Origin of the sequence: Escherichia sp. HH26CH, from assembly GCF_009820205.1 — a bacterium.
In the GTDB taxonomy this organism is placed as follows: domain Bacteria; phylum Pseudomonadota; class Gammaproteobacteria; order Enterobacterales; family Enterobacteriaceae; genus Escherichia; species Escherichia coli_F.
Map to the genome: position 1 here is coordinate 389,032 of NZ_VNXM01000013.1, position 6,890 is coordinate 395,921.

Annotated in this window: 5 protein-coding genes; all 5 read left to right on the forward strand. The window is 53.8% G+C overall.

Going from position 1 to position 6,890, the window contains the following annotated elements; genetic code table 11:
• Positions 1-69 precede the first annotated feature (69 nt).
• The gene (apbE, locus tag FQ015_RS06590; RefSeq protein ID WP_039021915.1) at positions 70-1,125 is read left to right on the forward strand and encodes an FAD:protein FMN transferase ApbE; all 1,056 of its coding nucleotides are present in this window, start codon (positions 70-72) and stop codon (positions 1,123-1,125) included.
• Between the two features lie 73 nt (positions 1,126-1,198).
• Positions 1,199-2,263, forward strand: coding sequence for a bifunctional DNA-binding transcriptional regulator/O6-methylguanine-DNA methyltransferase Ada (gene ada, locus FQ015_RS06595; RefSeq protein WP_039021914.1), 1,065 nt, complete (start codon positions 1,199-1,201; stop codon positions 2,261-2,263).
• The gene (alkB, locus tag FQ015_RS06600; RefSeq protein ID WP_105287782.1) at positions 2,263-2,913 is read left to right on the forward strand and encodes a DNA oxidative demethylase AlkB; all 651 of its coding nucleotides are present in this window, start codon (positions 2,263-2,265) and stop codon (positions 2,911-2,913) included. The genes ada and alkB overlap by 1 nt, the downstream gene beginning before the upstream one ends.
• 75 nt (positions 2,914-2,988) lie before the next feature.
• Positions 2,989-4,632, forward strand: a complete 1,644-nt coding sequence (gene yojI / locus FQ015_RS06605) for a microcin J25 efflux ABC transporter YojI (RefSeq protein WP_039021912.1) — start codon at positions 2,989-2,991, stop codon at positions 4,630-4,632.
• Between the two features lie 217 nt (positions 4,633-4,849).
• Positions 4,850-6,496, forward strand: coding sequence for a malate dehydrogenase (quinone) (gene mqo / locus FQ015_RS06610; protein ID WP_039021911.1), 1,647 nt, complete (start codon positions 4,850-4,852; stop codon positions 6,494-6,496).
• Positions 6,497-6,890 lie beyond the last annotated feature (394 nt).

Sequence of the window (6,890 nt, forward strand, 5' to 3'; positions counted from 1 at the left end):
ATTGTTTTCAGCGTACAAACACAGTTTTTTGGTGTACTCTTGCGACCGTTCGCATGAGGATAATCACGTATGGAAATAAGCTTTACCCGCGTGGCACTGCTGGCTGCCGCGTTCTTCTTTGTTGGTTGCGATCAAAAACCACAACCCGCCAAAACCCACGCTATTGAAGTTACCGTTCTCGAAGGCAAAACCATGGGTACCTTCTGGCGTGCCAGCATTCCGGGCATTGACGCCAAACGCAGTGCCGAACTTAAAGAAAAGATTCAGACCCAGCTGGACGCTGACGATCAGCTGCTTTCGACCTATAAAAAAGATTCCGCGCTGATGCGCTTTAACGACTCGCAAAGTTTGTCGCCGTGGCCGGTAAGTGAAGCGATGGCCGATATCGTCACCACCTCGCTGCGCATTGGCGCAAGGACCGATGGTGCGATGGATATAACCGTCGGGCCGCTGGTGAATCTGTGGGGCTTTGGCCCGGAACAACAGCCGGTTCAAATTCCGAGCCAGGAACAGATCGATGCGATGAAAGCCAAAACCGGCTTACAGCACCTGACGGTCATTAATCAGTCGCATCAGCAATATCTGCAAAAAGACCTGCCGGATTTATATGTCGATCTCTCCACCGTCGGCGAAGGCTATGCGGCGGATCATCTGGCACGCTTGATGGAGCAGGAAGGGATTTCCCGCTATCTGGTGTCGGTGGGCGGCGCGCTGAACAGCCGTGGTATGAACGGTGAAGGCCAGCCGTGGCGGGTAGCGATTCAAAAACCAACCGATAAAGAAAACGCGGTTCAGGCCGTGGTGGATATCAACGGTCATGGCATTAGCACCTCTGGCAGCTACCGTAACTATTACGAACTGGACGGCAAACGTCTTTCCCATGTTATCGATCCGCAAACCGGGCGTCCCATCGAACACAATCTGGTATCCGTGACGGTGATTGCCCCGACGGCGCTGGAAGCCGATGCCTGGGATACTGGCTTAATGGTACTCGGGCCGGAGAAAGCCAAAGAGGTTGTTCGCCGGGAAGGGCTGGCGGTTTATATGATCACCAAAGAGGGCGATAGCTTTAAAACCTGGATGTCGCCGCAGTTTAAAAGCTTCCTGGTGAGCGAAAAAAATTAAAGCGCAAGATTGTTGGTTTTTGCGTGATGGTGACCGGGCAGACTAAAGGCTATCCTTAACCAGGGAGCTGATGATGAAAAACGCCACATGCTTAACTGACGATCAACGCTGGCAATCTGTCTTAGCCCGCGATCCGAACGCCGACGGCGAATTCGTTTTCGCCGTGCGGACCACGGGTATCTTTTGCCGACCGTCTTGCCGTGCCAGACATGCCTTGCGGGAAAACGTCTCCTTCTACGTAAATGCCAGCGAGGCGCTTACCGCTGGCTTTCGCCCCTGCAAACGTTGTCAGCCAGACAAAGCCAATCCCCGGCAACATCGCCTTGATAAAATTACCCACGCCTGCCGACTGCTGGAACAGGAAACGCCTGTAACGCTGGAAGCCTTAGCCGACCAGGTGGCGATGAGTCCGTTCCATCTGCATCGGTTGTTTAAAGCGACTACCGGAATGACGCCTAAAGCCTGGCAACAGGCCTGGCGCGCTCGCCGTTTGCGTGAATCGCTGGCGAAAGGGGAGAGCGTGACGACGTCTATTCTTAACGCCGGATTTCCCGACAGCAGCAGTTACTACCGCAAAGCTGACGAAACGCTGGGCATGACGGCTAAACAATTCCGTCATGGTGGCGAAAATCTGGCGGTGCGTTACGCGCTGGCTGATTGTGAGCTGGGCCGTTGCCTGGTGGCAGAAAGCGAGCGGGGGATTTGCGCGATATTGCTGGGCGATGATGACGCGACGCTAATCAGCGAGTTGCAGCAGATGTTTCCCGCTGCCGACAACGCGCCTGCCGATCTGACGTTTCAGCAACATGTGCGTGAAGTGATCGCCAGCCTCAATCAACGCGATACGCCGCTGACGTTACCGCTGGACATTCGCGGCACTGCTTTTCAGCAACAAGTCTGGCAGGCACTGCGCACGATACCTTGTGGTGAAACCGTCAGTTATCAGCAACTGGCGAACGCCATCGGCAAACCGAAAGCGGTACGGGCCGTTGCCAGCGCCTGTGCAGCCAACAAGCTCGCTATCGTAATACCCTGTCATCGGGTTGTCCGTGGTGATGGCACACTTTCCGGTTACCGCTGGGGCGTGTCGCGCAAAGCGCAACTGCTGCGCCGTGAAGCTGAAAATGAGGAGAGGTAATGTTGGATCTGTTTGCCGATGCTGAACCGTGGCAAGAACCACTGGCGGCTGGAGCGGTGATTTTGCACCGTTTTGCTTTTAACGCTGCGGAGCAACTGATCCGCGATATTAATGACGTTGCCAGCCAGTCGCCGTTTCGCCAGATGGTCACCCCCGGGGGATATACCATGTCGGTGGCAATGACCAACTGTGGGCATCTGGGCTGGACGACCAATCGGCAGGGTTATCTCTATTCGCCCATTGATCCGCAAACAAATAAACCGTGGCCCGCCATGCCGCAGAGTTTTCATGATTTATGTCAACGTGCGGCGACGGCGGCGGGCTATCCAGATTTCCAACCTGATGCCTGTCTGATCAACCGCTATGCTCCTGGCGCGAAACTGTCGCTGCATCAGGATAAAGACGAACCGGATCTGCGCGCGCCGATTGTTTCTGTTTCTCTGGGCTTACCCGCGATTTTTCAATTTGGTGGCCTGAAACGAAATGATCCGCTCAAACGTTTATTGCTGGAACATGGCGATGTGGTGGTATGGGGCGGTGAATCGCGGCTGTTTTATCACGGCATTCAACCGTTGAAAGCGGGCTTTCATCCACTCACCGCCGACTGCCGCTACAACCTGACATTCCGTCAGGCAGGTAAAAAAGAATAAAAATAAGAATTATTATTGCTGTGCGCGCGGAGATGTTTAAACTGCGGGCTGTAATTCATTGTCCGGGTTTTTTGCATGGAACTTCTTGTACTTGTCTGGCGGCAGTATCGCTGGCCATTTATCAGTGTGATGGCGCTAAGCCTCGCCAGTGCGGCATTAGGCATTGGCTTAATTGCTTTTATCAATCAGCGCCTTATCGAAACGGCGGATACCAGTCTGCTGGTGTTGCCGGAGTTTCTCGGTTTATTGCTGCTGCTAATGGCGGTGACGCTAGGTTCGCAACTGGCGCTCACCACTCTGGGGCATCACTTCGTTTACCGACTGCGTAGCGAATTTATCAAGCGGATTCTGGATACTCACGTCGAGCGTATCGAACAACTCGGTAGCGCCTCGTTGCTGGCGGGGTTAACCAGCGATGTGCGCAATATCACTATTGCGTTTGTTCGTCTGCCAGAACTGGTGCAGGGGATCATTCTCACTATCGGTTCGGCGGCGTATCTGTGGATGCTGTCGGGCAAGATGTTGCTGGTAACGGCTATCTGGATGGCGGTCACCATCTGGGGCGGTTTTGTACTGGTGGCGCGGGTTTACAAACATATGGCGACCCTGCGCGAGACCGAAGATAAGCTGTACACGGATTTTCAAACTGTACTCGAAGGGCGCAAAGAGCTGACTCTTAACCGTGAACGCGCCGAGTATGTGTTTAACAACCTCTACATTCCTGATGCGCAAGAGTATCGCCACCATATTATCCGCGCAGACACCTTCCATCTTAGTGCTGTGAACTGGTCAAACATCATGATGCTGGGCGCAATCGGCCTGGTGTTCTGGATGGCGAACAGTCTCGGTTGGGCTGATACCAACGTTGCCGCGACCTATTCGCTAACGCTGTTATTCCTGCGTACGCCGCTGCTTTCGGCGGTTGGTGCGTTGCCGACGCTACTGACTGCGCAGGTGGCGTTTAACAAGTTGAACAAATTCGCACTCGCGCCTTTCAAAGCGGAGTTTCCGCGCCCGCAGGCGTTCCCTGACTGGCAAACGCTGGAGCTGCGCAACGTGACGTTTGCTTATCAGGATAACGCATTTTCCGTTGGGCCGATTAACCTCACCATCAAACGTGGCGAACTGCTGTTTCTGATTGGCGGCAACGGTAGTGGCAAATCGACGCTGGCAATGTTGCTGACGGGCTTGTACCAGCCACAAAGTGGCGAAATTTTGCTGGATGGAAAACCTGTCAGCGGCGAACAACCGGAAGATTATCGCAAACTGTTTTCGGCAGTGTTTACCGATGTCTGGTTGTTTGATCAACTGCTGGGGCCGGAGGGAAAACCGGCTAATCCACAACTGGTTGAGAAGTGGCTGGCGCAACTGAAAATGGCTCATAAGCTTGAGTTAAGCAACGGGCGTATTGTTAACCTGAAGTTATCAAAAGGGCAGAAAAAACGCGTCGCGCTGTTGCTGGCGCTGGCAGAAGAACGCGATATTATCCTGTTGGATGAATGGGCGGCGGATCAGGACCCTCACTTCCGCCGTGAGTTTTATCAGGTGCTGCTGCCGCTGATGCAGGAGATGGGTAAAACGATTTTCGCCATCAGTCATGATGATCATTACTTTATCCACGCTGACCGCCTGCTGGAAATGCGCAACGGGCTACTTAGCGAGCTGACAGGCGAAGAGCGCGATGCTGCTTCGCGTGATGCCGTTGCCCGGACGGCATAATATTTCGACGCTGACCTGGCGGACTGCTGCCGCCAGGTCAATATTCTAAAAAACCCTTCGTTTCTAATAACCCTATAATTAATCAACGAAATTATAATGTTTCTAAAATTAGAATATAATTTATAAACATTATTTAAATGTTGTTACTTAAGTGTTACCGTTGATGCCGCGCAAATCTCACCTGCAATAAAGCGACTAAAAGTAAGGCATTAACAAGATGAAAAAAGTGACTGCCATGCTCTTCTCGATGGCCGTGGGGCTTAATGCCGTTTCGATGACGGCAAAAGCGAAAGCGTCCGAGGAGCAGGAAACTGATGTACTGTTGATTGGCGGCGGCATTATGAGCGCCACGTTGGGGACCTATTTACGCGAGCTGGAGCCTGAATGGTCGATGACCATGGTGGAGCGCCTGGAGGGTGTCGCGCAGGAGAGTTCGAACGGCTGGAACAACGCCGGAACCGGGCATTCTGCACTGATGGAACTCAATTACACCCCGCAAAATGCCGACGGCAGCATCAGTATTGAAAAAGCAGTCGCCATTAACGAAGCATTTCAGATTTCCCGCCAGTTCTGGGCGCACCAGGTCGAGCGCGGTGTGCTGCGTACTCCGCGTTCATTTATCAATACCGTTCCGCATATGAGCTTTGTCTGGGGCGAGGAGAACGTTAATTTCCTGCGCGCCCGTTACGCCGCGTTGCAACAAAGCTCGCTGTTTCGCGGTATGCGTTACTCTGAAGATCACGCGCAGATCAAAGAGTGGGCACCGTTAGTGATGGAAGGGCGCGATCCGCAACAGAAAGTAGCAGCAACACGCACAGAAATTGGCACTGATGTGAACTATGGCGAGATCACCCGCCAGTTGATCGCCTCCTTACAGAAGAAATCTAACTTCTCGCTGCAACTCAGCAGCGAGGTCCGCGCCCTAAAGCGTAATGACGATAACAGCTGGACTGTCACCGTCGCCGATCTGAAAAACGGCACAGCACAGAACATCCGCGCGAAATTTGTCTTTATCGGCGCGGGCGGTGCAGCGTTGAAGCTGTTACAGGAATCCGGTATTCCGGAAGCGAAAGACTACGCCGGTTTTCCGGTAGGTGGACAGTTCCTTGTCTCGGAAAACCCGGATGTGGTTAACCATCATCTGGCGAAGGTCTACGGGAAAGCCTCCGTTGGCGCACCGCCAATGTCGGTTCCGCATATCGATACCCGTGTGCTGGACGGTAAACGCGTCGTGCTGTTTGGGCCATTTGCCACCTTCTCAACTAAATTCCTCAAAAATGGTTCACTGTGGGATCTGCTGAGTTCCACTACTACTTCTAACGTGATGCCGATGATGCACGTTGGGCTGGATAATTTCGATCTGGTGAAATATCTGGTGAGTCAGGTGATGTTGAGTGAAGAGGATCGTTTTGAGGCGTTGAAAGAATACTATCCGCAGGCGAAAAAAGAGGACTGGCGTTTGTGGCAAGCGGGGCAGCGCGTGCAGATTATCAAGCGTGATGCCGAGAAAGGTGGCGTACTGCGTCTGGGTACCGAAGTGGTCAGCGACCAACAAGGGACTATTGCCGCGCTGCTGGGGGCATCGCCAGGGGCGTCAACCGCCGCGCCGATTATGTTGAATCTGCTGGAAAAAGTATTTGGCGATCGCGTTTCAAGCCCACAATGGCAGGCCACGCTGAAAGCGATTGTTCCGTCTTATGGACGCAAGCTGAATGGTGATGTGGCGGCAACAGAACGCGAGTTGCAGTACACCAGCGAAGTGCTGGGGCTGAAATACGACAAGCCGCAGGTGGCGGACAGTACGCCAAAACCGCAGTTGAAGCCGCAAACCGTTCAAAAAGAAGTCGCGGATATTGCGTTGTAATGATGTGCCACATCCGGCATGGTATGCCGGATGTGGCGCATGCTGATAAGACGCGTCAGCGTCGCATCAGTCAACCGGCTCGGGCGTTGGATGTCGGATGCGGCGTGACCGCCTTATCCGACCTACGGGGTGGAGCACTTCACAGCGGTGTAGGCCTGATAAGACGCGCCAGCGTCGCATCAGGCACCCGGCTCGGGCATTAGATGTCGGATGCGGCGTGACCGCCTTATCCGACCTACGGGGGGGAGCACTTCACAGCGGTGTAGGCCTGATAAGACGCGCCAGCGTCGCATCAGGCAACCGGCTCGGGCGTTAGATGTCGGATGCGGCGTGACCGCCTTATCCGACCTACGGGGTGGAGCACTTCACAGCGGTGTAGGCCTGATAAGACGCG

Coding starts and splice junctions, on each gene's coding strand:
- apbE (WP_039021915.1), top strand. CDS start 70: ATGGAAATAAGCTTTACCCGCGTGGCACTGCTGGCTGCCGCGTTCTTC.
- ada (WP_039021914.1), top strand. CDS start 1,199: ATGAAAAACGCCACATGCTTAACTGACGATCAACGCTGGCAATCTGTC.
- alkB (WP_105287782.1), top strand. CDS start 2,263: ATGTTGGATCTGTTTGCCGATGCTGAACCGTGGCAAGAACCACTGGCG.
- yojI (WP_039021912.1), top strand. CDS start 2,989: ATGGAACTTCTTGTACTTGTCTGGCGGCAGTATCGCTGGCCATTTATC.
- mqo (WP_039021911.1), top strand. CDS start 4,850: ATGAAAAAAGTGACTGCCATGCTCTTCTCGATGGCCGTGGGGCTTAAT.